This is a genomic window from Variovorax sp. PEI5, assembly GCF_056679935.1.
Map to the genome: position 1 here is coordinate 2,345,092 of NZ_CM155257.1, position 26,282 is coordinate 2,371,373.

Annotated in this window: 14 protein-coding genes and 1 tRNA gene; 3 read left to right on the top strand and 12 right to left on the bottom strand. The window is 68.3% G+C overall.

Annotated features, from left to right (window positions below; translation table 11 throughout):
- Positions 1-30: 30 nt before the first annotated feature.
- The gene (locus AC1MLT_RS10740; protein WP_481032269.1) at positions 31-6,138 is read right to left on the bottom strand and encodes a DUF3320 domain-containing protein; all 6,108 of its coding nucleotides are present in this window, start codon (positions 6,136-6,138) and stop codon (positions 31-33) included.
- Positions 6,139-6,314: 176 nt separating this feature from the next.
- On the opposite strand from AC1MLT_RS10740, the gene AC1MLT_RS10745 reads away from it, so the two are divergent.
- Positions 6,315-6,734 carry a hypothetical protein gene (locus tag AC1MLT_RS10745; RefSeq protein ID WP_481032270.1) on the top strand — a complete coding sequence of 140 codons (420 nt, stop codon included), beginning with the start codon at positions 6,315-6,317 and terminating at the stop codon, positions 6,732-6,734.
- 33 nt (positions 6,735-6,767) lie between these two features.
- Entirely contained in the window at positions 6,768-7,313 is a 546-nt protein-coding gene (locus tag AC1MLT_RS10750) for a DUF6152 family protein (RefSeq protein WP_481032271.1), read from the top strand.
- Positions 7,314-7,320: 7 nt separating this feature from the next.
- Here AC1MLT_RS10750 and AC1MLT_RS10755 read toward each other — a convergent pair whose 3' ends face one another.
- On the bottom strand, positions 7,321-8,640 hold the full coding sequence (locus AC1MLT_RS10755; protein WP_481032272.1) for an NAD(P)/FAD-dependent oxidoreductase: 1,320 nt from the start codon (positions 8,638-8,640) through the stop codon (positions 7,321-7,323).
- A 344-nt stretch (positions 8,641-8,984) separates the two neighbouring features.
- On the bottom strand, positions 8,985-9,389 hold the full coding sequence (locus AC1MLT_RS10760; protein ID WP_481032273.1) for a ferric uptake regulation protein: 405 nt from the start codon (positions 9,387-9,389) through the stop codon (positions 8,985-8,987).
- 349 nt (positions 9,390-9,738) lie between these two features.
- Here AC1MLT_RS10760 and AC1MLT_RS10765 point away from each other — a divergent pair, with 349 nt between their 5' ends.
- A complete protein-coding gene (locus AC1MLT_RS10765) occupies positions 9,739-10,425 on the top strand; it encodes a DUF2325 domain-containing protein (protein ID WP_481032274.1) in 687 nt (228 codons plus the stop codon).
- A 43-nt stretch (positions 10,426-10,468) separates the two neighbouring features.
- Here the strand turns inward: AC1MLT_RS10765 and AC1MLT_RS10770 are convergent, their stop codons facing one another.
- The 9 genes from AC1MLT_RS10770 to rpoB all read right to left on the bottom strand — a co-directional run bounded on the left by AC1MLT_RS10770 (position 10,469) and on the right by rpoB (position 26,191).
- A complete protein-coding gene (locus AC1MLT_RS10770) occupies positions 10,469-11,638 on the bottom strand; it encodes a zinc-binding dehydrogenase (RefSeq protein ID WP_481032275.1) in 1,170 nt (389 codons plus the stop codon).
- Between the two features lie 149 nt (positions 11,639-11,787).
- Positions 11,788-11,863 (bottom strand) — tRNA-Phe (locus tag AC1MLT_RS10775).
- 17 nt (positions 11,864-11,880) lie between these two features.
- Complete coding sequence (locus AC1MLT_RS10780; RefSeq protein WP_481032276.1) at positions 11,881-12,600, bottom strand: response regulator; 720 nt, start codon at positions 12,598-12,600, stop codon at positions 11,881-11,883.
- A gap of 51 nt (positions 12,601-12,651) precedes the next feature.
- Positions 12,652-15,000, bottom strand: a complete 2,349-nt coding sequence (locus AC1MLT_RS10785; RefSeq protein ID WP_481032277.1) for a sensor histidine kinase — start codon at positions 14,998-15,000, stop codon at positions 12,652-12,654.
- On the bottom strand, positions 14,997-15,689 hold the full coding sequence (locus tag AC1MLT_RS10790; protein ID WP_481032278.1) for a DUF4390 domain-containing protein: 693 nt from the start codon (positions 15,687-15,689) through the stop codon (positions 14,997-14,999). Before AC1MLT_RS10790 ends, AC1MLT_RS10785 begins: the two co-directional genes overlap by 4 nt.
- On the bottom strand, positions 15,640-17,016 hold the full coding sequence (gene rsmB, locus AC1MLT_RS10795; protein ID WP_481032279.1) for a 16S rRNA (cytosine(967)-C(5))-methyltransferase RsmB: 1,377 nt from the start codon (positions 17,014-17,016) through the stop codon (positions 15,640-15,642). The genes AC1MLT_RS10790 and rsmB overlap by 50 nt, the downstream gene beginning before the upstream one ends.
- A 35-nt stretch (positions 17,017-17,051) precedes the next feature.
- Positions 17,052-17,702: a LemA family protein gene (locus tag AC1MLT_RS10800; RefSeq protein ID WP_481032280.1), complete on the bottom strand. Its 651-nt coding sequence runs from the start codon at positions 17,700-17,702 to the stop codon at positions 17,052-17,054.
- 108 nt (positions 17,703-17,810) lie between these two features.
- Positions 17,811-22,046, bottom strand: a complete 4,236-nt coding sequence (rpoC, locus tag AC1MLT_RS10805) for a DNA-directed RNA polymerase subunit beta' (RefSeq protein WP_481032281.1) — start codon at positions 22,044-22,046, stop codon at positions 17,811-17,813.
- Positions 22,047-22,066: 20 nt separating this feature from the next.
- Entirely contained in the window at positions 22,067-26,191 is a 4,125-nt protein-coding gene (gene rpoB / locus AC1MLT_RS10810) for a DNA-directed RNA polymerase subunit beta (RefSeq protein WP_296313360.1), read from the bottom strand.
- Positions 26,192-26,282: the final 91 nt, after the last annotated feature.

Consider the following 26,282-nt stretch of genomic DNA (forward strand, 5'->3'; position numbering starts at 1 on the left):
GACGCCCGGGAACGAGCGCGGAAGGTCGACTCAGTCGGCCGGCCGCAAGCTGCCGTTCTCGTCGATCAAGGCACCGGCGGCGACGCTGAGATCGATGGCGAGGTCCACGCGACGCGCGGCCTGCATCGTCATGGAGGTCGTGCCGATCAGTTCGCAGACCGACCGCGCCATGTCCGACCGCGTCGCCAGCCCGGCTTCGCGCAGCACGTGGTTGACCAGGTTCGCCAGCTCTTCCAGGCAGACCGCCTCGGCGGCGCGCCGGGAGGATGGCAGCTCGTCGTCGGCCACGCGGGCCACGTCCGACGCCCCGGGATCGGCGCCGGCCGACCAGTAGAAGCGCGTGCCGGGTCCCGCCTCCTCCACGGCCGACTCGGTCGTGCGGGGCACCTCGTCAGGCACCAGCGCGCGCAGGCGGTCGGCCAGGCGCGGGCTGACCCGCTCCAACCCCCAGGCGCGGGCCACGCGGGCGAACAACGTGACCTCGGGCAACGGGCCCTCGGCATCGGCGACCTCGCGCAACTGGGCCGCCAGCACGGGTTCGGACTCCTCGTCGAAGAACGACGCCGGATCGTTGGCGCCTGGCGCGGCCGGCGTGTAGACCGTCAGGCTCGCGGGCGGTGGCGGTGGCGGTGGCGGTGGCGGTGGCGGTGGCGCGGCGGCGTCCGGGGTCGCGGCCTCCTCGGGGAACGTCGATGCCGCCGGGTCGGCGACCGCCATGGCCGGCTCGGCCTGCGCCGGTTCTTCCGGCTGCGTCACCAGTGTCTCCAGCAGCCGGGTGATCTTTCCGATCTCGCCTTCCGGATCGAGCCACCAGTCGGTCGACCAGATGCGGTGGATCCGCCAGCCCAGGCTCTCGAGCACATGCTGGCGCAATCGGTCGCGGTCGCGCGCGGTGGCGCCGGAGTGGTAGGTGCGGCCATCGCACTCGATGCCCACCAGGTAGCGTCCCGGCGCCCGCGGATCGACCACCGCCAGGTCGATGCGGTAGCCCGAGCAGCCGACCTGCGGATGCACCACCCAGCCGCGCGAGCGCAGCATGCCGATCACCGCCACCTCGAACGGGCTGTCGGGGTCGAGCCCGGTGGGCGTGCTCTGCGCGGCCAGCGCGCGCGCGCCGCGGATGGCGAACTCCAGGTAGTGCTTCAAGTCGCGCACGCCGGCCGCGCGCACGCGGGCCAAGTCGATCTGCTCGGGCAGCAGGGTGCTGAAGATCACCACCGCCTCGCGCGCCCGCGAGATCGCCACGTTCAGCCGGCGGTGCCCGCCCTCGCCGTTGAGCGGGCCGAAGTTCATGGTCATCTTGCCGGCCGCGTCGGGGCCGTAGGTGATCGAGAAGAAGATGACGTCGCGCTCGTCGCCCTGCACGTTCTCCAGGTTCTTGATGAACAGCTTCTCCTGGGTGCCCTGCGAACGCGCGGCGATGGCGCGGTCGAGCGCCGGCGCGGCACGGCGCCGGGCGTCGAGCAGGGTCTCGATGAGCGCCTGCTGCGGCTGGTTGAAGGTCACCACGCCGAGCGTCAGGTGCGAGCGTGCGGGGTCGAGGTGGTGCGCCTCGATGGCGGCCACGATGGCATCGGCTTCGGCCCGGTTGGTGCGCGAGCCGCCGCGGTCGTAGACGCCCGCCACGCGCTCGAAGCGCACCGCCACGTCGTCGGTCACGGGCGAGGGGAAGGTCACCAGCCGCGAGTCGTAGTAGGTGACGTTGCTGAAGGTGATGAGGCTCTCGTGGCGGCTGCGGTAGTGCCACTGCAGACTCAGGCGGTTCATGCCGGCGCCCAGGCATTCGTCCAGGATGCTTTCGAGGTCCTGCACCTGCTCCTCGACGGCGACGCCCTCCTCGGGCTCGGCCGACTTGTTGAAGAAGTTGGTCGGCGGCAGCTGCTTGGGGTCGCCCACCACGGCCAGCTGGCGGCCGCGCGCGATCACGCCCACCGCGTCCCACACCGGGATCTGCGAGGCCTCGTCGAACACCACCAGGTCGAACTGCGCATAGCCGGCATCGAGGTACTGCGACACCGACAGTGGCGACATCAGCAGGCAGGGCTTCAGGCGCGGCAGCAGCGTCGGCAGGGCCTGCACCAGCTGGCGCACCGGCATGTGGCCGCGCTGCTTCTGGCGCTCGCGCCGCAGGCGGCCGAGCTCGCTGTCGGCGCTCGCGGCGGCACCGCCGGCGGCCGGGATGCGGCCGGCGAGCGTGGCGGCGATGTAGCGCTCGGTCAGCTTCTGGAAGCGCTGGTCGGCGGCGCGGAATTCGCGGATCTTGCGTTCGTGGTCGGCGCTGGAGAAGCCGCGCAGCACCGGGTCGCGGTCGATGACGCGCTTGAGCCACCAGCTGCGATAGCCGAGCTCGAAGTGCGACTCGACCTCGCCCAGCGCGATGGCGCCCGACTCCAGGTCGCCGACGACGCCCTGCAGGCCGCGCGCGATGGCCGCCTCGCGGGCGCTGCGCCACAGGCACCACGGCTGCAGCAGGCGCCGGGCGCCCTGCCAGGTCTGCATCAGGCCGCGCAGGCGCTCGAGCGCGCCATCGGCGTCCTCGTCGCCCACCAGCGGCGCGACCGGCTGCGCCAGGGCCTCGACGGCCGCCAGATGCTGGCGCAGGTCGAGCCAGGCCTCGCGATAGCCGACCAGCGCGCGGCCGGCGGCGCCGCCCGCCGCCAGCGTGGCGCGATGCTCGGTCACCAGGGGTTGCAGCGCGGCGCGCAGGGCATCGGCGCGCGCGCCGTCGCCGCCGGCCAGGCGCGCGACGGCCTCGGCGAAGCGCGCGGCCCAGGTCTCGTGCGCGGCCAGCGCGTTCCAGTCGGTCTCGGCACCGGCATAGGCGTCGTCGAGCAGCGCCTGCGCATCGGCCTGGGCGGCGCGCAGGAAGGCGTCCTCGTCGTTGATCTCGCCGAGCGGGCCGAGCATGGTGCGCACCTGCTCCGCCGTCGGGCGCCGGCCATCGGCGCGGAAGCCCGAGAGCCGGCCCGTGACGGCGCGCTGGGCGAACCAGGATTTCGGCCACCAGGTCGAGGTCGCGAGCGACCATTCGCCCAGCAGCGCGACGGCATCGAGCTTGGCCAGCGTCGCGCTCCAGCCATCGCCCAGCCGCAGCCAGGCGGCGTTGCGGGCCGCGCCATGGCGCGCCAGCGCCTGCAGCCGGGCGCGCGTGGGCGCGTCGTGCGCCTGGCGCGCCAGGCCGGTGGGCACGCCGGGCGCGGCCAGCAGCAGGTCGGCGAGTTCGTCGAGCAGGCCGTGCGCGCGCAGGCCCATGCCGCTCGCGCCGATGCCGAGTTGCGCGGCCAGGGTGGCGGTGCGCTCGCGCAGGACGGTCGCGGCCCGCTCCAGCGCCTGCGCCGCGCCCATCAGGTCGTCGCCCCAGCCGGGCGACCAGTCGGGCCGCCCGATCAGCGCCAGCGGATGGCCGCGCAGCTCGCCGATGGCGCCGGCGAGCGCCTGGATGCGCCGCGCCGCCTCGCGCAGGGCGTCGAGCGCGGCGCGATCGTGCGTGAGCGGATCGCTCCAGGGCATCGGCGCTGCGCGCTCGCCGGCATGCGCGATGGATGTGCCCATGGCCTCGTAGACCGTCAGGCCGTTGGGATATTCGCGATGCAGCGCATCGACCAGCCCATTGAGTTCCTGGCGCAGCACGGCGAGCCGCTCGGCCTCGCGCGACCAGTCGTCGGCGGTGCGCTGGCCGGCCAGGTCGAGCGAGCCGGCGAGCTGCTGGAGCACCTCCGACTTCTTCGACTTGGACGAGTGCAGCTCCAGGCAGAACGGGCCCAGGCCGATGTCGTTCAGGCGCCGGTGGACGACCGAAAGCGCGGCCATCTTCTCCGACACGAACAGCACCGTCTTGCCGCGCGCGAGCGAATGCGCGATGAGGTTGGTGATGGTCTGCGACTTGCCGGTACCGGGCGGGCCCTCGAGCACCAGGTCGCGTCCGGCGTCGATGGCGCAGATGGCCTTGAGCTGGGACGAGTCGGCCAGCAGCGGCGCCAGGATGTCCTGCGGCCGGTGCGTCTCGTCGAGGTGCTCGAACTCGGCCGGGTCGTGCTGCTCCTGCGCGAAGGCCTCGCCCGGATGGTCGATCAGGTGGCGCACCACGCGGTTGGCCTTGAGCTGCTCGGTGCGGTCCTGCAGGTCGCGCCACATCAGGTACTTGGTGAAGGAGAAGATGCCCAGGTGGGCCTGCTCCAGCACTTCCCACTTCGGGATCTCCGCCACGGCCAGCCGGAAGGCCTGCAGCACGCGCGCGACGTCGACGCCCTTCTCGTCGACCGGGATGGCATCGAGCCCCGTCACGCGCAACTCGAAGTTGGTGCGCAGCAGCTGCAGCAGGGTCGGATTGACGATCGCCTCGTCGTCGTGCCGCGCGAGCCGGAAACCGGCGCGTACCGACTGGCGCTGCAGCGTCACCGGGATCAGCAGGATCGGCGCGCCGTGCACGGTCTCGGCCTTCTCGTCCTCGGTCCACTGCAGCAGGCCCAGCGCCAGGTAGAGCGTGTTGGCGCCGCCCTCCTCGAGCCCGATGCGGGCGGCGGCGTGGATGGCCAGCAGGTGGCCGTCGAGCGCGTCGGGCTGCACGCGCGCCAGCAGCTCGTGCTGCGCCAGCGCATCGAGCGCCATGTCGTCGAGCGGCGCGCGGCCGGTGCCGCGGCTGGCGTGCACCTGCGCCACGCGCGGATCCAGGCCCTCCATCAATGGCGGCAATGCGCGCAGGTGGAAGTCGCGGCCCTCGGCCAGGGCATCCTCCAGCCGCGCCAGATCGGGCGCGACCAGGTGCAGCGTGGCCTTGGTCGGCTTGAAGTTGAGCAGCTTGTTGCGCAGCGTCAGGTCGAGCAGCTTCGACTTCCACTTGGCCAGCCGGCCCTCGGGCGTGTCGTCGGCCGGGCCGTCGAGCGTGACCAGCGTGTCGGCGTCGAGCGCGGGCAGCAGCGGCGTCGGCTCGATCGCCGCGGGCGGTTCCTCGCCCGGCGCGCCGGCCCCGGTGGCGCCCGGCGCGCCGGCGCGCGAGGGCAGCGGCTTGATCTGCAGTTCGCGCGCGCGATGGATGTCGACGGCATAGCGGAAGCCGTCGTCGTCGCGCAGGTGCGCCAGGCCCTGCTCCATCGCCACCCGCAGCGACGGCCGCAGGCTGTGGTGGTGGGCCACGCCGGTGGTCTCGAAGACCAGGAACTCGCCGCTGTCGACGCGCTTGCGCACGGCCTGCACGTCGTCGGTCAGCGGATCGGCGAAGCTCGCCGGATGCAGCCAGACGCCGACCCAGGCATGGCCCTCCTTGATCAGCACCACCGGCCGCAATCCGGCCTGCTCGAAGGCCGAGGCGAACAGCATCGCCAGGTCGAGGCAGGTGGCGACGCGGTGCTCGAGGATGCGATCGGGCGTGCGGATCTTCTGGCCGTCGCTGCCGAAGGAGGCCGGCGGCTCGGCGTACTGCAGGCCCTCGGCGCCGAGCGTGCTGTAGAGCGCCGAGATCTGCTTCCAGACCTGGTCGCGGCTCTTGGACTGGTAGCCGTTCATCGACAGCTCGCTGTGGGTCTCGCGCAGCAGCCGCGAGGCCTTGCCCACCAGGGTGTCGACGGCCGGGTTGTTGGGCATGCAGAAGGCCGCCAGCAGCTCGGGCAGCGCGCGCGTGCCGGCCCATTGGTCATAGGCCAGCACCTCGATGGCGCGCGCCTGCCGGTCGATCTCCAGGCCCTCGGCGCGCACCGTGACCTCGATGGCGGCGAGCACCGATTCCTGCAGCTCGCCGAGCCAGGCGTGGTCGGGTCGCAGGTCCACCGGCGCGATGCGGCGCGACTCGCCCGGCGCCAGCCGGTCGAAGCGCAGGCGGATGCCCTCGGCGAAGGGCGGATTGCATGCGATGCGCACCTCGACATCGACCAGCGCGCGCTCGCCCCGGTGCGTCAGCCGCAGCGAACGCACCACGGGCACGGCGTTCTGGATGGAGGCATAGCCGAGCGTGGCGTCGGCCTCGATCTCGATGTCGATGGCCCTCTGGCTGTCGATCCCGGCCCCGGTGGTGTCGGCGGCGGCCGATGCGGTCGCACCGGAGGCCGTGGCAGGGGCCGAAGCGGCCGGCCTGCCGGGGGACGCGGCGCGCTCGCCTGCCGTCGGAACCGGGTCGCGGCCCGGTTCGTCTTCTTGTTTGTTCATCTATCTGCTTCGGGGATCATTCAAGCGCACCGACCTGGGAGAAAACGTGTCGTGGCCATCGGCGCGCGAACATCTCTTATACCGTCGCCGCCGCCCGAAAACGGTGCGCCTCCACATCGACCCCTGGTTTTTGGCGGTCTCCCATCACCGCCTCGTCCGGGCATCATCGACGGACCATGCCACTCGCCGCGCTGCAATCCAATCCGTGGGCCTATCCGGCGCTCGAAACCCTCCACATCCTCGGCATCGCCCTGCTGCTGGGCAACCTCGTGGCCCTCGAGATCCGCGTCTGGGGCGGGATCGCGGCGCTGCCGGTGGCGCCGCTCGCGCGGCTGTCGCTCGGGCTGGCGCTGGCGGGCTTCGCGCTGGCGGCGGCCAGCGGCCTGCTGATGTTCGCCACGCAGGCGGCCGACCTGCTCGCCCAACGCACCTTCCTCGTCAAGATGGGCCTGCTGACGCTGGCCGGCTGCAACGCCGCCTGGTTCCATGGGCGCGGCTCGCTGCGCAAACTCGACCTGACGGCGCGGCTACAGATGCTGGTGTCCACTGCGCTCTGGCTCGGCGTCCTGATCTGCGGACGCTGGCTGGCCTACTGAATCGATCGACCGTCCCACTCCAGGAGTTCCGCCATGACGCCCTTCCCCTCGGATGCCCCGTTGTCCTCCCCGCTGGCGCGCGCCGGCATCGACGCGTCGCGCCGCCGCCTCGTGCTCGCCGCCGCCGCGGTGGTCGCCACGCCCCTGGCCGGAGGGCCCGCATGGGCGCACCACGGCTGGAGCGGGTTCGACCAGCAGCGACCGATCTACCTCGAAGGCCGCGTCGTCGCCAGCCGGTGGCAGAACCCGCATGCCGAGTTGACGCTCGAGCCGCCGTCCGGACTGGCCGTGCCGGCCGACCTGGCGCGACGCCCGGTGCCGGCGCAGAGCGCCAGCGTCGACGGCCCGGCGCTGCTGGCCCGGGCGGTGGCGCCGCGGCGCACCGATCGACGCTGGACCGTCGAGCTCGCGCCGCTCACGCGCATGTCGGCCTGGAACGTGGCCGAGATCAAGCCCGGCGATCGCATCGCCGCCGTCGGCTTCACGACCCAGGACGAGCAGGGCGAGACCGCGGTGCTGCGGGTCGAATACCTGTTCGCCGGCGGCAAGGTGTACGGGCTGCGGTCGAGCCCGGCCTGAAGCCGCCTCAGTGCAGCTTGACGCGCGGCTCGGTGCGCCGCGTCAGGGCCCGGGACGCGGTGCCCAGGGCCGTCTTCCAGGCGCCGTGGATGGCCACCTCGTGCATCTTGAAGAGCGACTGATACATCATGCGGGCGAAGAATCCCTCGACCCACAGGTTGCCGCCGATCAGGCCGCCCATCAGGTTGCCCACGGGCGAGCGATTGCCCAGCGATACCAGCGAGCCGAAGTCGCGGTACTGCCATTCGCGCACCGGCTGGCCGCGCAGGCGCCGTGCCAGTTCGCGCGCCAGATGCGAGGCCTGCTGGTGCGCGGCCTGGGCCCGTGGCGGCACGTTGCCGCCATGCTTGAGCCAGGGCGCGGCGGCGCAGTCGCCGATGGCGAAGATCGCCTCGTCGCGCGTGGTCTGCAGGGTCGGGCCGACCACCAGCTGATTGAGCTGGTTGGTCTCCAGGCCGGCGAGGTCCTTGAGCCACGGCGCGGCCTTGACGCCCGCCGCCCACACGACCAGCTGGGCGCGCAGGAACCGACCGTCCGCCAGCTGCACGCCATCCGGCATCACCGCCGTGACGCGCGTGCCGACCATCACCCGCACGCCCATGTCCACGAGCAGCTTCGTGGCCGCCTGCGCGATGCGCTCGGACAGCGGCGGCAGGATGCGCGGGCCGGCCTCGATCAGGTGGATGCGGATGTCGGTCTCGGGGTCGATGCTGTCCAGGCCATAGGACACCAGCGTGCGCATCGATCGATGCAGTTCCGCCGCCAGTTCCACGCCCGTGGCACCGGCGCCGATGATGGCGATCTCCACCAGGCGCGATTCGTTCTGCGTGCCACGCACGTGGGCGCTCATGCAGGCGTTGACCAGGCGGCTGTGGAAGCGCTCGGCCTCCTTGGGCGTCTCCAATGCGATGGCGTGCTCGGCGACACCGGGCGTGCCGAAGTCGTTGGTCTGGCTGCCCGCGGCGAGCACCAGCGTGTCGTAGTCGCGCTCGTAGGCCGGCGTGATGGGCAGGCCTTCGTCGTCGTGCGCCGAAGCCACCAGGACCTTGCGGCGCGCGCGGTCCAGGCCGGTGACCTCGCCGATGCGATAGCGGAAGCCATGCCAGTGCGATTGCGCCAGGTAGTTGGTCGCATGCTCGTTGAGGTCGACGCTGCCGGCGGCGATCTCGTGCAGGTGGGGCTTCCAGAAATGGGTGCGTGCCTTGTCGATCAGGGTGATGTGGGCCTTGCCCGGCTTGCCGAGCCTGTTGCCCAGGCGCGTGGCCAGTTCCAGTCCACCGGCGCCTCCGCCGACGATGACGATGCGATGCGGTTGATCGACTTTCAAGAAGGGCCCTTCGGATCGGAAGATGATGGTTCGCTCGATGTCCCGCGGTGGCCATGGGTGGGCGCCGGAGCCGCGCAGCGTAGCGCGGCCGGCGGACCGCGTCCAGCATGCCGCGCGGCGATCGAGGCCGGTCGGAAGAATGCCGAAAGCAGGCCCGCGGACCACCGGAGTTTTGCCCGTGAACTGTGGACAACTTTGTGCACAACCTTGTGGGCTTTTGCCGAAACCGTTGACTGGCGCGGCTTGCGACGCGATGCCCGCGAAATCAGCATGTGGATTGCAGCGCGCCCCGATGGCCGCCGCGCCCGGCCGGACCTGGCGCACCCGCAGGTGGCCGACGCGGTTCAGGCCGGTCGGCCGAAGACGGTCACCACGTAGTCGTCCATCTCGAAGCCCCGCTCGCGCGCGATGGCCGCGAGCCGGGCCTCGATCTGCGGATCGAAGAATTCGTGGACGGCGCCGTCGGCGAGCGACACCAGGTGCCCGTGGTGCTGTTCGCCATCGTTGAGTTCGTAGACGGCCTTGCCGGCGCCCAGCTGGCTCTTCTTGAGCAGTCCGGCCTGCTCGAACTGCGCCAGCACGCGGTAGACCGTGGCCAGGCCCAGGTCGGTGCCCAGCGCCAGCATCTGGCGATAGACATCCTCGGCCGCGAGATGGCGCTGGGCGCTGCGCTCGAAGAGCTCGAGCACCTGCATGCGCGGCAGGGTGGCTTTCAATCCGATGTGCTTGAGTTTGTCCAGGGGCGCCATGCTTTGTCCGAGGGATCGGAAGGGAAACGAGGAAGACGGAAGGACGCTGGCGCGACGAGCGATCGCGCGCTGGCGGTGCGTGGAAAAAATGCATGGCTGGCCGGACGAACCGATGGCTAGCAAAAAACGACCTTGGAGACGTTCGACGGTCTCGGGTCGCCCCACGATGAAACTGGCGAGAGGCGCATCGCGATGCCCCTTTCAAGATCCGAATACTACAACAAATGCGAATCTTTCTCATTTAATATTCCACTTCATCGCGATGCCGGCCTTGCGGCGGTCTCGCCTGCCGCGCGCCGGGCCCGCATCGGGGAACGCGAGCCGCTCCATTCCACCTCCAGGAGGTTCCATGCACCCGGGTCCCAACGACGTCGACGATCTGATCAACGAACATCTCGCGCTGCTGCGGCAGCATGGCCAGGCGCAGACGCGCTGCAGCGATCTGGTCGTGATGCAGTCACGGGAGATCGCACGCCTGCAGGCGCAGGTCGTGCGGCTGCGCGCGGCCGTCATCGTGCGCGATACCGCCCGGGCCTGGCAGGCTCAGCGGCACGCCGGATTCGATGCCGCCCGACACGGATCGCCCCGGCGGCTGGTGCTGGCCGATCGTGCTGGCGTGTTGATCGCACGGGTCCAGGAACTGCTGCGCGAGCGCTGGCACGAGCCGCACCGCGACTCGCCATCGCCAGTGCCATTGCCATTGCCATTGCCGCCGCAGGAGGCGCAGGAGACGGAACACGCGCAGGAGACGCGAGGCGATGCGGCGACCACGCTGCGCGTCGCGTCGACCGCGGATCCGGTCGCGCTGCGGGTGGAGAGCGCGGACGACCTGGCGCGGCTGGAGGACAGCCTCGTGGCCGCCGATCTGGTGATCTGCCAGACCGGCTGCCTGAGTCACGGCGCGTATTGGCGGGTGCGGGACCACTGCAGGCGCACCGGCAAGACCTGCGTGCTGGTCGAGGAACCGGACGCCTTGCGCATCGTGCGCATCCATCCAGCGCCGATGCTGGAAAGCCCGCTCGCGCCGCCGATGTGAGCCGGCCGGCGGACACGGGGCGCCGTGCGCGGCGCCGCCCTCCTCAGAAGCCGGCGGGCGGCGTCAGGTCCCTGCTGGGATTCAGCAGGAATTTCTCGCCCGTGGCGCGCTGGCCGTAGACCGCGATCGCCCCGGGATCCAGCATCTCGGCGAGCGACACCTCACGCGCGTAGTGGCTGGCAAAGGTGGTCCTGAGTTCGCTGGCGACGCGCTGCTTGAGCCGCTGCACCGCCTCGGGGCCGATCTTCTGCAGGAAGGGGAACAGCAGCCAGCCGCCGATGCCCCAGGCCATGCCGAAGTTGACATTGATCTCGGTCACGCCGGTGTCCAGGCGGCCATAGAGATAGACCTGCTTGTGCGTCGTGGAGCCATAGCGGCTGTACTCGGCGGCCGTCCGGTTGAGCGCGGCCTCCATGCAGCCGAGGATCTGGCCCGCGAGCCGGCCGCCCCCGGTGGCGTCGAACGCGAGGGTGGCGCCGGTGGCCACGAGGGCTTCGGTCAGGTCCTGCAGGAAGGTGGGCGCGCTGGCATCGCACACGTGCACCGCGCCGATCGACTTCAGCAGGTCCACCTGCTCCTGCCGGCGCACGATGTTCACCAGGCCGATGCCGTCCTGCCGGCAGATGCGGTTGAGCATCTGGCCGAGGTTGGAAGCGGCCGCCGTGTGGACCAGCGCCGTGTGGCCTTCGCGTCGCATCGTCTCGACCATGCCGAGCGCGGTCAGCGGATTGACGAAGGACGATGCGCCATCGGCGGGCGTCGCGTCCTCGGGCAGCAGCAGGCACTGGTCGGCCGGCAGCGACCGATATTGCGCGTACATGGCGCCACCGAGCACGGCGACGGTCCGGCCCAGCAGCGCCTGGGCCGCGGACGACGCGCCGGCCCGGACCACCCGTCCGGCGCCCTCGTTGCCCACCGGCAGCGACTGGCCCAGCCGCCCCGCCATGGCCTTCATCGCGGCCTCCGGGACGCGGGCGGTGACCATCGGCTGCGCCGGCGTGCCCGCGACCCGCAGCGTGCCCAGGTCGGCCGCGCCGAACAGCAGCCCGAGGTCGGACGGATTGATGGGCGAGGCCTCCAGGCGCACCAGCACCTCGTCGTCGGCGGGGATGGGAATGGGGACCTGGGCGAGCGTCAGCTGGAGCTCGCCCTCGGATGTGATCAGGGAGCGGAGCTGGAGGGCGGTGGGGGTGGTGGTCGTCTCGGTGGTCATCGGATGTTCCTCGGAGTGTCAGATCCAGTTTAGGTCGACGATCCGTGAAGCGCTCCGACAGAGCCGATGAATCCCGCATTCTCGAGGGATGGGGAAGCCCCAATGAGAAAGGCGCTGCGACCTTGGGAGTCGCAGCGCCTTGCTGTGTTTGGTGGCCTGGGTCGGAATCGAACCAACGACACGCGGATTTTCAATCCGCTGCTCTACCAACTGAGCTACCGGGCCATGAGTGCAGCCCGCGATTATACAGCGTTGCGGCGGCCGCGTGACAAATCAACACCGAGTTGCTTGAGCTTTCGGTAGAGATGGGTGCGTTCGAGTCCCGTCTTCTCGGCCACGCGGGTCATCGAACCGCCTTCCATGGCCAGGTGGAATTCGAAATAGGCCTTCTCGAAGCCATCGCGCGCATCGCGCAGGGGACGGTCGAGGTCGAAGCTCTGGCGCGACTGGGGTCCGGCATCGACCACCGCCGTGGCCGAGGCCGCCGGGAAGGCGGCCGCCGATGGCGTGATCAGCGCGCTCTCGCTGCCGAGTGTGGTGACCGGCGCCGTGAAGCCGCTGGCCGCGGGCACCACGCTGGCGGCCGCACGCCGGGCGCTCTCGCGCGCGAGTCCCTGCTCGACCGCCTTGAGCAGCTTCTGCATCGTGATCGGCTTCTCGAGGAAGGCGAAGGCACCGATGCGGGTGGCATCGACCGCCGTATCGATGGTGGCATGACCGCTCATCATGATGACGGGCATGCTCAGCAGACCGGCCGTCGACCACTCCTTGAGCAGCGTGACACCGTCGGTGTCGGGCATCCAGATGTCCAGCAGCACCAGATCGGGCCGGGCACGCTGACGCGCGGCGCGCGCCTCGGCGGCGTTCTCTGCGAGTTCCACATGGTGGCCTTCGTCATTGAGAATTTCGAAGAGCAGGTCCCGGATGCCCAGCTCGTCGTCGACCACGAGAATATTTGCCATGAGTGCTATCGATGCCTGTGCGCGATGTGACGAGCGCCTTGTCGATGGCGCTCAGCCGATGGATGGTCTGGCTTCGTCGGTGTGAGCGGACGCTCCCGGCGGCTCTACGGCCAGGGCAAATGATAGCGAGACTTGCGCCCCCGTCGTCGTGCCATCGGCGACACGGTTGGAAAGCTCGATGCGGGCGCCATGTTCGTCGGCGATCTTCTTGACCACCGCGAGTCCCAGACCGGTGCCCTTCGTCTTGGTCGTGACGTAGGGTTCGAAGGCGCGCTTGAGGATATGTTCGGCGAAGCCGGGACCGGTGTCCTGCACCGTCAGACGCACGCGCCGGCCGGAATCCCCCAGGCGCGTGCGCAGGGTGACTTCGCCAGCCCGGCCGGTGGCGCTCATCGCTGCCTCGGCGGCATCCTGGGCGTTCTGCAGCAGGTTGTGGATGATCTGGCGGATCTGCTGGGCATCGCCGCGCACCGGCGGGCAGCGTTCGTCGAGTTCGCAACGCAGGACCACGGGCAGCGTGTCGGCGCCATACAGCTGCAGGACGTCCGTCACCAGCGCATTCAGATCCACGGGGCGCAGGTCGGCCGCGGGCAGGCGCGCGTAGTCGCGGAATTCGTTGACCAGCCGCTTCATGGCGTCGACCTGGTCGACGATGGTCTTGACCGACTTGGTGAGGACCGCCTGCTCCGAGGGCGCGACCTTGCCCGACAGCTTCATTTCCAGTCGTTCGGCCGACAGCTGGATGGGCGTGAGCGGATTCTTGATCTCGTGCGCGAGGCGCCGCGCGACCTCCCCCCAGGCCTGCGCGCGCTGGGCCGAGGCGATCTCGGAGATGTCGTCGAACACCAGCAGGCGCTCGGCGCTGGGGAGTTCGGCGCCGCGCGCGACCAGGCTGATGACGTCCTGCTCCATGTCGAAGCTGCTCGCGCGCAGTTCGAAGGCGTGCTGCCAGTGGTCGAGCCCGTGATGGATGCGCTCGACCTCGAAGTCGTCGAACTGCTGCTGGACGTTCTGCGCGAAGTCGGCCAGGCCCGGCACGTCGCGCAGCGGACGACCCTCGTAGGCCGCCAGCGGCGCGCGCAGCACGCGGGTCGCGCCCGGATTGGTCGAGAGCACCGTGCCCGCCGCGTCGAGCACGATCACGCCGGAGGTCAGGTTGTCGAGGATGGTCTGCAGGTTGCCACGCGCGGCGTCGAGCTCGCCCACGGTCTTCTCGACGGCCGCGCGGGCATCGGCGAGCTGCTGCGTCATGACGGCGAACGAGCGCGTGAGGCCTCCGAGTTCGTCCTTGCCCTGCAGCACCGCCGTCGGCCGCAGATCGCCGGCGGCGACCTGGCGCACGCCATCGGCGAGCACCAGCAATGGCCGTGCGAGTCCGTTGCCGAACAACACGGCCAGCAGGACGGCGCCGAAGACGGCCAGGAACAGGCACAGCGTGAGCGTGCCGATGTACATGCGCCGCAGGCCTTCGCGAGCGAGCGAGCGTTCCTGGTACTCGCGATTGGCCTCCTGCACCGCCAGCGCATTGGCCACCACGGCCGGCGGCAAGGGCACCGTCACCTGCAGGAAGCGCGGCTCGGTGTTGAATTCGAAGCCCGGGCGCTGCACCAGCGCCAGTGCCCGCACGACGGCCGCCGGCAGCGAAGCGCCCTGCACCGTCGGTGCTTCGTCCAGCCCCTCGATGTGGGCGATGGGTCGCTCGGCGCGCACCTGCCGCAGCTGCTGCTGCGTCGGCCGCTCCGGATTGATCTGGAAGCGCGATGCCCCCGCCCCGGCGACGAGCTGGCCGGTACCGGTCCACAGCACGACGTCGCTGGCGTCGAGCTGGTCGCGGATGCGTTCGAGTGCCAGGCCGGCGCTGGCGTCGGCGACCTGGGAGAGCTGACCGCTCGCCGCGCGCGTCTTGACGGCCAGGTCGTCCGCGAGCGAATCGAGCGTGGCGCGACCGAGGTTGAGACCGGCATCGAGCGCGCCCTCGACCTTGACGTCGAACCAGCTCTCGATCGAGCGCGAGACGAACTGGTAGGAGACGAAATACACCAGCACGCCCGGCACCACTCCCACCAGCGCGAAGATGGCAGCCAGCTTGATCAGCAGCCGGCTGCCGAACTTGCCCTGCCGCAGGCGTCGCACCAGCCGCACGGCGACCCAGCCGATCACCAGCAGCAGGAGCGTGGCGACGACCACGTTGATGCCGAAGAGACGCGTGTAGTTCTCTTCGTAGAACACGCGGTTGTTGGTCGACACCGCGAGCAGGAACATGAGCACCAGGCCGATCGCCGTGACCAGCGCCGCGATCACGCCGATGGCCCAGCGCACCGCCTTGGCACGATGCGCGGCGCGTGGCGCGCCCTCGCCCGTGACGACGGGGCCGGTCGATGCGCCCCGCCCCGGCGTCATGGGCTCTTCTCCATGGCCAGACGCGCGCTGCGCTCGACCGAGATGTCCCAGTCGGCCAGACCCACCACGCCGATCTGGAACGGTCGCGGCAGTTGCGACGTGTCGAGTCTGAAGCGGAACACCACGAGATGCGTCGTGTCCTCGGCGATGTCGCCCACGTCGCCCAGGCGCAGCCGGCCGATGCGCTTGACGCTCTCGAGCGCGTCGTCGAGCGTGTCGAAATTCTGGTTGAGCTGCACGCCCAGTCCCGTGCTGCCGTTGGTCGGCACCACGTTGACGCGCCAGCGGCGCGTGAGGGGCTGGAACGCCACGCGCAACTGGCGCGTGGCATGGGCGACGCGGCGATCGGTCCAGTACCAGCGCTCCCGGAAGACCTCGGCCTCGGCGACGAAATGGATCGCGATGCCCTTGTCGAGCACTTCCTGGATCAGCGTGGGCAGCTGGAAGTCGACATTGGCGTTGAGATAGATGCCATCGTCGCTGCGTTCGAGCCGCATCTGCGTGACGCTGGCGTTGTGGGCCGACTGCGCGCGGGCCGGCACCGGTGCGCCGACGACCGCCGAGGCGGTCCAGACCAGCAGCAGGCCCCGAAGGAAATCACGTCTTCCATGCGCATCGAGGCGCTCCGCCGACAGCGGGTCAGCGGAAGGTCTTTTCGAGCAGTGCGTAGAAGAAGCCGTCGTGGTCACCGAGGGCATTGTCCGGGACGCCGTGGGCATTCGAGCCCGACTGCGGCAGCAAATGGCCTGGCGAAGGCCTCAATCGCGCATCGGTGTTGTGTGCAAGGAACGCCTCGATCTGGTGCGAGCCTTCCTCGCGAAAGACCGAACAGGTGCAATAGAGCAGTCGGCCGCCCGGACGCACCAGCGGCCACAGCGCAGCCAGCAGCATCGCCTGCTGGAGCGCGAGTTGCGCGGTGTCGCTTTCGCGCCGCAACCAGCGGACGTCCGGGTGGCGCCGCACGATGCCCGAGGCCGTGCAGGGCGCATCGAGCAGGATGGCGTCGAAGGGCACGCCGTCCCACCATGAAGCCGGACGACCGGCATCGGCCACCCGCACCCGCGCCTGTGCCTCCAGCCCCAGGCGGGACAGGGTCTCGCCGATCCGCTGGCTGCGCACGGCGTCGACCTCGATCGCCGTCACCTCGATCGGGAGCGAACCACTGGCTTCAAGCAGGTGGGCGGTCTTGCCGCCCGGCGCGGCGCAGGCATCCAGCACACGCAGCGGCGTTCCTTCGATGCCGGGCGTCAGGCCTTTCAGGAGCAGGGGCGCGGCGAGCTGCGCCGCGGCATCCTGTACCGAACTCTCGCCCGCATCGAAGCCCGGCAGCTGATGGACCGGCCGCGCCTGGGCGAGCTGCAGGCCGCTGGCGCCGACCGGTATCGCATCGAGTCCCACCTCGCGCAGGGCATTTAGGTGGTCGGCGACGCTCGTGCGACGCACATTGACGCGCAGCGTCATCGGCGCCTGCCGGTTGCTAGCCTGCAGCACGCGCTGCCATTCGCGCGGGTGGTCGCGCCGGAGCCGCTCGATCCACCAGCGTGGATGATTCCATTGGGCGACCGGCTCGTGCTCGGTGGCCGCGACCAGCTCGTCGCGCTCGCGCAGGAAGCGGCGCAGACAGGCATTGACGAAGCTGGCCTGCGCGCGGGTGGCCGGATTGCGCTTGGCGGCTTCGACCGTCTGGTCGACCAGCGTGAAGGCCTCGTAGGGCGCCGCGTCGGGATCCCAGGCCAATGCGAGGGCGGTGCACAGCAGCGCGTCGGCCTGGGGTGGCGGCGTGCGTTTGGCGAGATGGCGGCGCAAGGCCTCGGCGCGGCCGAGTCGGCGCAGCACCTGGAACCCCAGCGACTGGACACCGGGGCGTAGGGCCGGCTCGACGGCCTCGAAGGCGACCGAACCCGACATGCCACCGCGGATGGCGGCCAGCGCACCTGCGGTCAGCTGGAGCTGGCGCCAGAGCGGTGGCTGCGAAGGAAGAACAGCAGCAGAAGGAGTAGGAAAGTCTTGGGACAAGTTGCGCCGATGGTAAATGAGTCAGGATTAGGCGCTCACCTCAACGGTGCGGCGCGATGCATGCGCATCACCCAGGCGACGAGCACGGCCGGAAATTGCCGGATCGCGCCGTTGTAGTTGGCGACAGCGAGATTGAAGCGGCCGCGTGCCACTTCGGCATCGGGCGAGGGTTCGGGCCAGGCGATGGGCAGGCCGGCCGCCTCCTCGCCGACGGCGGCGGTGGCGAAGCGCACCACCGCATCGGGGTGGAGGGTCTGCCAGACACCCAGCATCACATGCAGCGCGGTATCGAGCGCTGCCATGCGCTGGGGATCGAGCGGACGCAGACGCGTCGCGGCCAGCTGGGTCGACAGCTGGGTCGTGGTGGCCTTGAGGGACACATAGGCCGCCGGGCCCGGGACGGTCGTCGCGGCGGGCGCGGGAGCGCCCTCTTCCGAGGTCCCGTCTGCCGGCCGATCGTCGCCGGACCCTTCGGAAGGCGCGGCCGCATCGGCATGGGCCGCCAGCGTGGCCACGGCCTGGGCCTGGACGAAATCGAGTTGCCGGACCAGGGCGGCGTCCAGCGCCGCATAGGCCTGCAGGGTCGCCGAGCGCAGGCGCACCAGGCGGTTGTAGGCCCCGACGAACCAGAACAGCAACACGGCCAGACCGATCCAGTAGCCGAACGATTCGGGCAAGGCGATCATGGCGCGTGCAGTGGTCGTAGAAACGCCCCCTTTCCGCGGACGGAAAGGGGGCGTGCAAGGCTACCGGTCATGAACCGGTACCCGTGAGTCGAGCGCGAGGCACCGAAGTTACTCGGCCGCCGCGCCTTCGCTCGCATCGACGGTCGTCGCCGTGGCGTCGTCGCTGCCCGAGCCCGCCAGTTCGGCGGCTTCGGAGTCGGCGATCGCGCGGCGCTCGGCCTCGTCCATCAGGTCCTTGGCCTTGCGTGCCTGGTGGTACGCCATGCCGGTGCCCGCGGGGATCAGGCGGCCGACGATGACGTTCTCCTTCAGACCGCGCAGCTCGTCGCGCTTGCCCATGATGGCCGCTTCGGTCAGCACGCGCGTCGTTTCCTGGAACGATGCGGCGGAGATGAACGAGTCGGTCGACAGGGATGCCTTCGTGATACCCAGCAGCAGATTGGTGAACGTCGCGGGGATCTTGCCTTCGGCGCGCAGGGCGTCGTTGGTGTTGAGCATTTCGCTGCGTTCGATCTGTTCGCCGGAGATGTAGGTCGTGTCGCCGATGTTGTCGACCACGACGCGGCGCAGCATCTGGCGAACGATCACCTCGATGTGCTTGTCGTTGATCTTCACACCCTGCAGACGATAGACGTCCTGCACTTCGTCGACGATGTAGCGCGCGAGTTCCTCCGAGCCCAGCAGACGCAGGATGTCCTGCGGATCGGCCGGTCCGTCGACCACGCTCTCGCCCTTGTTCACCACTTGGCCTTCGTGCACCAGGATGTTCTTCTCCTTGGGCACGAGCTCCTCGTAGACGTTGCCTTCGGGGTCGGTGATCTGCAGGCGCAGCTTGCCCTTGGTCTCCTTGCCGAACGACACGGTACCGGTCATCTCGGCCAGCATGCCCTTGTCCTTGGGCGAGCGGGCCTCGAACAGCTCGGCCACGCGAGGCAGACCGCCGGTGATGTCGCGCGTCTTCTGGCCTTCGACCGGAATGCGCGCCAGCACCTCGCCCGGACCCACGTCCTGGCCGTCGCGGATCTGCACCAGGGCGCCGATCGGGAAGCCGATCGTCACCGAGTGGTCGGTGCCGGGGATCTTCACTTCCTGGCCCTGCGCATCCACCAGCTTGACCTGCGGACGCACGACCTTGGCCGCGCCACGACGCTTCGGATCGATCACCACCAGCGTGGACAGACCGGTCACCTCGTCGACCTGCTTGGCCACGGTGAGGCCTTCCTCGACGTTCTCGAACTTCGCCTGACCGGCGAATTCCGTGATGATGGGTCGCGTGAGCGGATCCCAGTTGGCGAGGATGGCGCCGGCCTTGACCTGCTGGTCGGCCTTGACCGACAGCACGGCGCCGTAGGGCACCTTGTGACGTTCGCGCTCGCGGCCATGCTCGTCGTGGATGACGATCTCACCCGAACGCGAGATCACGACCAGCTCGTTCTTGCTGTTCGTCACGTAGCGCATCGTGGCGTTGAAGCCGATCGAGCCGTTCGACTTGGCTTCCACGTTGGACGCGATGGCCGCGCGCGATGCCGCGCCACCGATGTGGAAGGTCCGCATCGTCAGCTGCGTGCCGGGCTCGCCGATCGACTGCGCGGCGATCACGCCGACCGCTTCGCCAATGTTGATCAGGCCACCACGACCCAGGTCGCGGCCATAGCAGGTCGCGCAGATGCCGAAGCGCGTCTCGCAGGTCAGCGCGGTACGCACTTTGACCTCGTCGACGCCATGCGACTCGAGCATCTCGATGTTGTCTTCGTCGAACATCTGGCCGGCATTGAGCAGCACGGCCTGCGTTTCCGGGTGCAGCACGTCGTCGGCGGCGGAGCGGCCCAGGATGCGGTCGCGCAGCGATTCGATGACCTCGCCGCCTTCGACGATGGCGCGCATCAGATAACCGCCGTGCGTGCCGCAGTCCTGCTCGATCACGACCAGATCCTGCGTCACGTCGACCAGGCGACGCGTCAGGTAGCCCGAGTTCGCGGTCTTGAGCGCCGTGTCGGCCAGGCCCTTGCGGGCGCCGTGCGTGGAGATGAAGTACTCCAGCACGTTCAGGCCTTCACGGAAGTTCGCCGTGATGGGCGTCTCGATGATGGAGCCGTCGGGCTTGGCCATCAGACCCCGCATGCCGGCCACCTGGCGGATCTGCGCGGCGGAACCGCGCGCACCCGAGTCGGCCATCATGTAGATGGAGTTGAAGGATTCTTGCTCGACTTCCTTGCCGTGGCGATCGATGACCTTCTGCTTGGACAGCTTGGCCATCATGACCTTCGACACCTCGTCGCCGGCCTTGCCCCAGATGTCCACCACCTTGTTGTAGCGCTCGCCCGAGGTCACGAGACCGGAGACGTACTGCTGCTCGATCTCCTTCACCTCCTTGGCCGAACGATCGATGATGCCGTGCTTCTCCGCCGGCACCAGCATGTCGTCGATGGCGATGGAGATGCCGGCCTTGGTCGCGAGACGGAAGCCGTTCTGAAGCAGCTTGTCCGCGAACACCACGGTCTCCTTCAGGCCGCACTTGCGGAACGAGACGTTGATGAGCTTGGAGATCTCCTTCTTCTTCAGCGCCTTGTTGATGTTCGAGAACGGCAGCCCCTTGGGCAGGATCTCGGACAGCAGGGCACGGCCCACGGTGGTGTAGACCAGGGAGGTCGACGGCGTGAAGTCGCCGGTTTCCTTGTCCTTGGTGTATTCCGTGATGCGCACCGAGATCTTCGCGGTCAGCTCGACCTCGTTGGCGTCGAGCGCGCGCTGCACTTCACCGAGGTCGGAGAAGATCAGGCCCTCGCCCTTGCCGTTGATGCGATCGCGGGTCGTGTAGTACAGACCCAGCACCACGTCCTGCGACGGCACGATCGAGGGTTCGCCCGAAGCCGGGAAGAGCACGTTGTTGGAGGCCAGCATCAGCGTGCGGGCTTCCATCTGCGCTTCCACCGACAGCGGCACGTGGACGGCCATCTGGTCGCCGTCGAAGTCGGCGTTGAACGCCGCGCAGACCAGCGGGTGCAGCTGGATCGCCTTGCCTTCAATCAGGATCGGCTCGAAGGCCTGGATGCCCAGGCGGTGCAGCGTGGGAGCGCGGTTGAGCATCACGGGATGCTCGCGGATCACCTCTTCGAGGATGTCCCACACCACCGGCGTGCCGGATTCGACTTCCTTCTTGGCCGCCTTGATCGTCGTCGCGATGCCCATGGCTTCGAGGCGCGAGAAGATGAACGGCTTGAAGAGCTCGAGCGCCATCAGCTTGGGCAGGCCGCACTGGTGCAGCTTGAGCGTCGGGCCCACCACGATGACCGAACGGCCCGAGTAGTCGACGCGCTTGCCCAGCAGGTTCTGGCGGAAGCGACCGCTCTTGCCCTTGATCATGTCGGCCAGCGACTTCAGCGCACGCTTGTTGGCGCCCGTCATGGCCTTGCCGCGACGGCCGTTGTCCAGCAGCGAGTCGACCGCTTCCTGCAGCATCCGCTTCTCGTTGCGCGCGATGATCTCCGGCGCCTTCAGCTCCAGCAGGCGACGCAGGCGCGAGTTGCGGTTGATGACGCGGCGATACAGGTCGTTCAGGTCGGAGGTCGCGAAACGACCACCGTCCAGGGGCACCAGGGGACGCAGGTCCGGCGGCAGCACGGGCAGCACTTCGAGCACCATCCATTGCGGCTTGATGCCCGACTTGCGGAAGGCCTCGAGCACCTTCAGGCGCTTGGAGTTCTTCTTGACCTTGACTTCGGAGCCGGTCAGGTCGCCACGCAGGCGCTCGATCTCGCTGTCGAGTTCGATGCCTTCGAGCAGATCGCGGATGCCTTCGGCACCCATCTTGGCGACGAACTCGTCGCCGAATTCACGGCGCTTCGTGTCGTAGTCGTCCTCGGACATGATGTCGCGCTTCTTCAGCGGCGTCATGCCAGGGTCGGTGATCACGTAGGCTTCGAAATACAGCACGCGCTCGATGTCGCGCAGCGTCATGTCGAGCACCAGGCCCAGGCGCGACGGCAGCGACTTCAGGAACCAGATGTGCGCGCACGGTGCGGCCAGGTCGATGTGACCCATGCGCTCGCGACGGACCTTGGTCTGCGTGACTTCGACGCCGCACTTCTCGCAGATGACGCCGCGATGCTTCAGGCGCTTGTACTTGCCGCACAGGCATTCGTAGTCCTTGATGGGACCGAAGATCTTGGCGCAGAACAGGCCGTCACGCTCGGGCTTGAAGGTGCGGTAGTTGATCGTCTCGGGCTTCTTCACCTCGCCGAAAGACCACGAACGGATCTTCTCGGGCGATGCCATGCCGATCTTGATCGCATCGAAATGCTCGTCGGGCGTGAATTGCTTGAACAGGTCGAGTAATGACTTCATGTGACTCTTTCCTTGTCTGCTTAAGAACGTTCGAGTTCGATGTCCAGGCCCAAGGAACGGATTTCCTTGACCAGCACATTGAACGATTCCGGCATGCCGGCTTCGATGGAGTGTTCGCCCTTGACGATGCTCTCGTAGACCTTGGTACGGCCCACCACGTCGTCGGACTTCACCGTCAGCATCTCCTGCAGGACATAGGCGGCGCCATAGGCCTCCAGTGCCCACACTTCCATCTCACCGAAGCGCTGACCGCCGAACTGGGCCTTGCCGCCGAGCGGTTGCTGCGTGACCAGCGAGTACGGGCCGGTCGAGCGGGCGTGCATCTTGTCGTCCACCAGGTGGTGCAGCTTCAGGAAGTGCATGTAGCCGACGGTGACCGGACGCTCGAACTGCTCGCCAGTGCGGCCGTCGTACAGGTAGGCCTGCGTGCGGGTCTCGGTCAGGCCCTTGAGCTTGGCGATCTCGTCCGGATACGCGAGCTTCAGCATGCCGCGGATCTCCTCCTCGGAGGCACCATCGAACACCGGGGTCGCGAAGGTCACGCCGCTCGACAGGTTGGACGCCATTTCCAGCACTTCGGTGTCGCTGAGCTGGCTCAGGTCTTCCTTGCGGCCGGAGCCGTTGTAGAGCTGGTCCAGGAACGCGCGCAGTTCGGCGATCTTGGCTTCGGCCTGCAGAAGATCGCCGATGCGCTGGCCGACGCCCTTGCCGGCCCAGCCCAGGTGCACTTCCAGCACCTGTCCGACGTTCATCCGCGAGGGCACGCCCAGCGGGTTCAGGCAGATGTCGCACGGCGTGCCGTCGGCCATGTGAGGCATGTCCTCGACCGGCACGATCTTGGAGACCACACCCTTGTTGCCATGGCGGCCGGCCATCTTGTCGCCGGGCTGCAGGCGCCGCTTGACGGCCAGGTAGACCTTGACCATCTTGAGCACGCCCGCCGGCAGTTCATCGCCCTGCGTGAGCTTCTTGCGCTTTTCCTCGAACGCGAGGTCGAAGCTGTGGCGCGTCTGCTCCAGCGAGTTCTTGATCGATTCGAGCTGCGAAGCCACCTCGTCTTCCGCCGGGCGGATGTCGAACCAATGGAACTTCTCGATCGACGAGAGATAGGCCTTGTCCAGCTTGGTGCCCTTGGCGAGCTTGTTGGGCCCGCCATTGGCGACCTTGCCGCTGAGCAGCTTCTCGATCCGGTCGAACGCGTCGGCTTCGACGATGCGCAGCTGGTCGTTCAGGTCGAGACGGAAGCGCTTGAGCTCGTCGTCGATGATCTGCTGGGCACGCTTGTCGCGCTGGATGCCTTCGCGTGTGAACACCTGGACGTCGATCACGGTGCCTTGCGAGCCCTGATCCACGCGCAGCGAGGTGTCCTTCACATCGGATGCCTTCTCGCCGAAGATCGCGCGCAGCAGCTTTTCCTCGGGCGTCAGCGTGGTCTCGCCCTTGGGCGTGACCTTGCCCACCAGCGTGTCGCCGGGCATGACCTCGGCGCCGACATAGATGATCCCGGACTCGTCCAGGCGGTTGAGCTGCTGCTCGGCCAGGTTCGGAATGTCGCGCGTGATTTCCTCGGCACCCAGCTTGGTGTCGCGGGCCATCACCACCAGTTCCTCGATGTGGATCGAGGTGTAGCGGTCCTCGGCCACGACGCGTTCGGAGATCAGGATCGAGTCTTCGAAGTTGTAGCCGTTCCAGGGCATGAAGCCGATCAGCATGTTCTGGCCGAGGGCCAGTTCGCCCAGGTCGGTCGAGGCGCCGTCGGCCACCACGTCGCCCTTGGCGATCTTGTCGCCACGCTTGACGATCGGACGCTGATGGATGTTGGTGTTCTGGTTCGAACGCTGATACTTGATCAGGTTGTAGATGTCCACGCCGACCTCGCCAGCGGCTGCTTCGGCGTCGTTCACACGCACCACGACACGGGTCGCATCGACATAGTCGACGATGCCGCCGCGCGTTGCCGTGACCACGGTGCCGGAGTCGACCGCGGAGACGCGCTCGATGCCGGTGCCGACGAACGGCTTCTCGGGACGCAGCACCGGCACGGCCTGACGCTGCATGTTGGCACCCATCAGCGCGCGGTTGGCGTCGTCGTGCTCCAGGAACGGCACGAGCGATGCGGCCACCGACACGATCTGTGCCGGAGAGACGTCCATGTACTGGATGCGCTCGGCGCCCACCAGGATCGATTCGCCGGCTTCGCGGGCCGAGACCAGATCACCGGTCAGCACGCCGTCCTTGTCCAGGGCCGCATTGGCCTGGGCGATGACGTACTTGCCTTCCTCGATGGCCGACAGGTAGTCGATGTCCATCGTGACCTTGCCATCGACGACGCGGCGATAGGGCGTCTCGATGAAGCCGTACTCGTTCAGCCGGGCATAGAGCGCCAGCGAGTTGATCAGGCCGATGTTCGGTCCTTCGGGCGTTTCGATCGGGCACACACGGCCGTAATGGGTCACGTGCACGTCGCGGACTTCGAAGCCGGCGCGTTCGCGCGTCAGACCGCCCGGACCCAGGGCCGAGACGCGACGCTTGTGCGTGATTTCGGACAGCGGATTGGTCTGGTCCATGAACTGCGACAGCTGCGAGGCACCAAAGAATTCCTTGAGTGCGGCCGAGATCGGCTTGCTGTTGATCAGGTCGTGCGGCATCAGGGGTTCCTGCTCCGCCTGGCCCAGACGCTCCTTCACGGCCTTCTCGATGCGAGCCAGACCGGTGCGGTACTGGTTCTCGGCGAGCTCGCCGACGCAACGCACGCGTCGGTTGCCCAGGTGGTCGATGTCGTCCACCTCGCCATTGCCGTTGCGCAGGTCGACCAGGATCTTGACGACATGCAGGATGTCCTCGTTGGTCAGGACCATCGGGCCGGTCGATTCGTCGCGACCGACCTTGGCATTGAACTTCATACGGCCCACGCGCGACAGGTCGTACGTGTCCGGGTTGTAGAACAAGCGCTGGAACAGGGCCTGCACCGCGTCTTCCGTCGGCGGCTCACCGGGACGCATCATCCGATAGATGGCCACGCGTGCGGCGAACTCGTCGACCGTCTCGTCGATGCGCAGCGTCTGCGAGATGTAGGCGCCCTGGTCGAGCTCATTCGTGTAGATGACCTGCAGGTCCTGCACGCCAGCCGTACGCAGCTTCTTGAGCAGTGCCTCGGTCAGTTCGTCGTTGGCCTTGGCCAGGATCTCACCCGTGTCACCATCGACGATGTTGCGGGCCACCACGCGGCCGACGAGGAAGTCCTCGGGCACGCTGATGTGCGTGGTGCCGCTCTGCTCCAGTTCGCGCGTATGGCGGGCGGTGATGCGCTTGTCCTTGGCGACGACGACCTTGCCGGCCTTGTCGGTGATGTCGAAACGCGCCACTTCGCCACGCAGGCGCTCGGACACGAACTCCATCTGAGCGCCGCTGTCCATCAGGCGGAAGTTGTCGTTGACGAAGAAGTTCGCCAGGATCGACTCCGGATTCAATCCGATCGCCTTCAACAGGATCGTGACAGGCATCTTGCGACGGCGGTCCACTCGGAAGTACAGCATGTCCTTCGGGTCGAACTCGAAATCGAGCCACGAACCGCGGTAAGGAATGACACGCGCGGAGAACAACAGCTTTCCAGAGCTGTGGGTCTTGCCCTTGTCATGCTCGAAGAATACGCCCGGCGAACGATGCAACTGCGACACGATCACGCGCTCGGTGCCGTTGATGATGAACGAACCCTTCTCGGTCATGAGCGGCACTTCGCCCATGTAGACCTCCTGCTCCTTGACTTCCTTGACTACCTTCGACTGCGATGTCGACGATTCGCGGTCATAGATGATCAGCTGCACCTTGGCGCGCACCGCCGAAGCGAAGGTCAGGCCACGGGTCTGACACTCGCGCACGTCGAAAGCCGGTTTCGCCAGGTTGTATTCGAGAAATTTCATCTCGACGAAACCATTGTGCGAAACGATGGGGAATGCAGCCGTGAATGCGGCCTGGAGACCGTCGATGGTGCGCTTGGTCGGGGCGATGCCGGCTTGCAGGAATGCGGTGTAGGCATCCTTCTGCATTTGCAGCAGGTAGGGAATCTCGACGACGCTGTCGCGATTGCCGAAGTTCTTTCGGATGCGCTTGCGTTCGGTGTAGCTGTAGGAGGACGTTTGGGCCATGAGAGCTCCGGGGCTTGAAATCTTCAGCGACTTAGTCCGATGCTCGCGCACCGTGCTCCTTGGCGGCTGGCCACTACCAGCCGTTGGCGGA

Coding starts and splice junctions, on each gene's coding strand:
- AC1MLT_RS10740 (WP_481032269.1), bottom strand. CDS start 6,138: ATGAACAAACAAGAAGACGAACCGGGCCGCGACCCGGTTCCGACGGCA.
- AC1MLT_RS10745 (WP_481032270.1), top strand. CDS start 6,315: ATGCCACTCGCCGCGCTGCAATCCAATCCGTGGGCCTATCCGGCGCTC.
- AC1MLT_RS10750 (WP_481032271.1), top strand. CDS start 6,768: ATGACGCCCTTCCCCTCGGATGCCCCGTTGTCCTCCCCGCTGGCGCGC.
- AC1MLT_RS10760 (WP_481032273.1), bottom strand. CDS start 9,389: ATGGCGCCCCTGGACAAACTCAAGCACATCGGATTGAAAGCCACCCTG.
- AC1MLT_RS10765 (WP_481032274.1), top strand. CDS start 9,739: ATGCACCCGGGTCCCAACGACGTCGACGATCTGATCAACGAACATCTC.
- AC1MLT_RS10770 (WP_481032275.1), bottom strand. CDS start 11,638: ATGACCACCGAGACGACCACCACCCCCACCGCCCTCCAGCTCCGCTCC.
- AC1MLT_RS10780 (WP_481032276.1), bottom strand. CDS start 12,600: ATGGCAAATATTCTCGTGGTCGACGACGAGCTGGGCATCCGGGACCTG.
- AC1MLT_RS10785 (WP_481032277.1), bottom strand. CDS start 15,000: ATGACGCCGGGGCGGGGCGCATCGACCGGCCCCGTCGTCACGGGCGAG.
- AC1MLT_RS10800 (WP_481032280.1), bottom strand. CDS start 17,702: ATGATCGCCTTGCCCGAATCGTTCGGCTACTGGATCGGTCTGGCCGTG.
- rpoC (WP_481032281.1), bottom strand. CDS start 22,046: ATGAAGTCATTACTCGACCTGTTCAAGCAATTCACGCCCGACGAGCAT.
- rpoB (WP_296313360.1), bottom strand. CDS start 26,191: ATGGCCCAAACGTCCTCCTACAGCTACACCGAACGCAAGCGCATCCGA.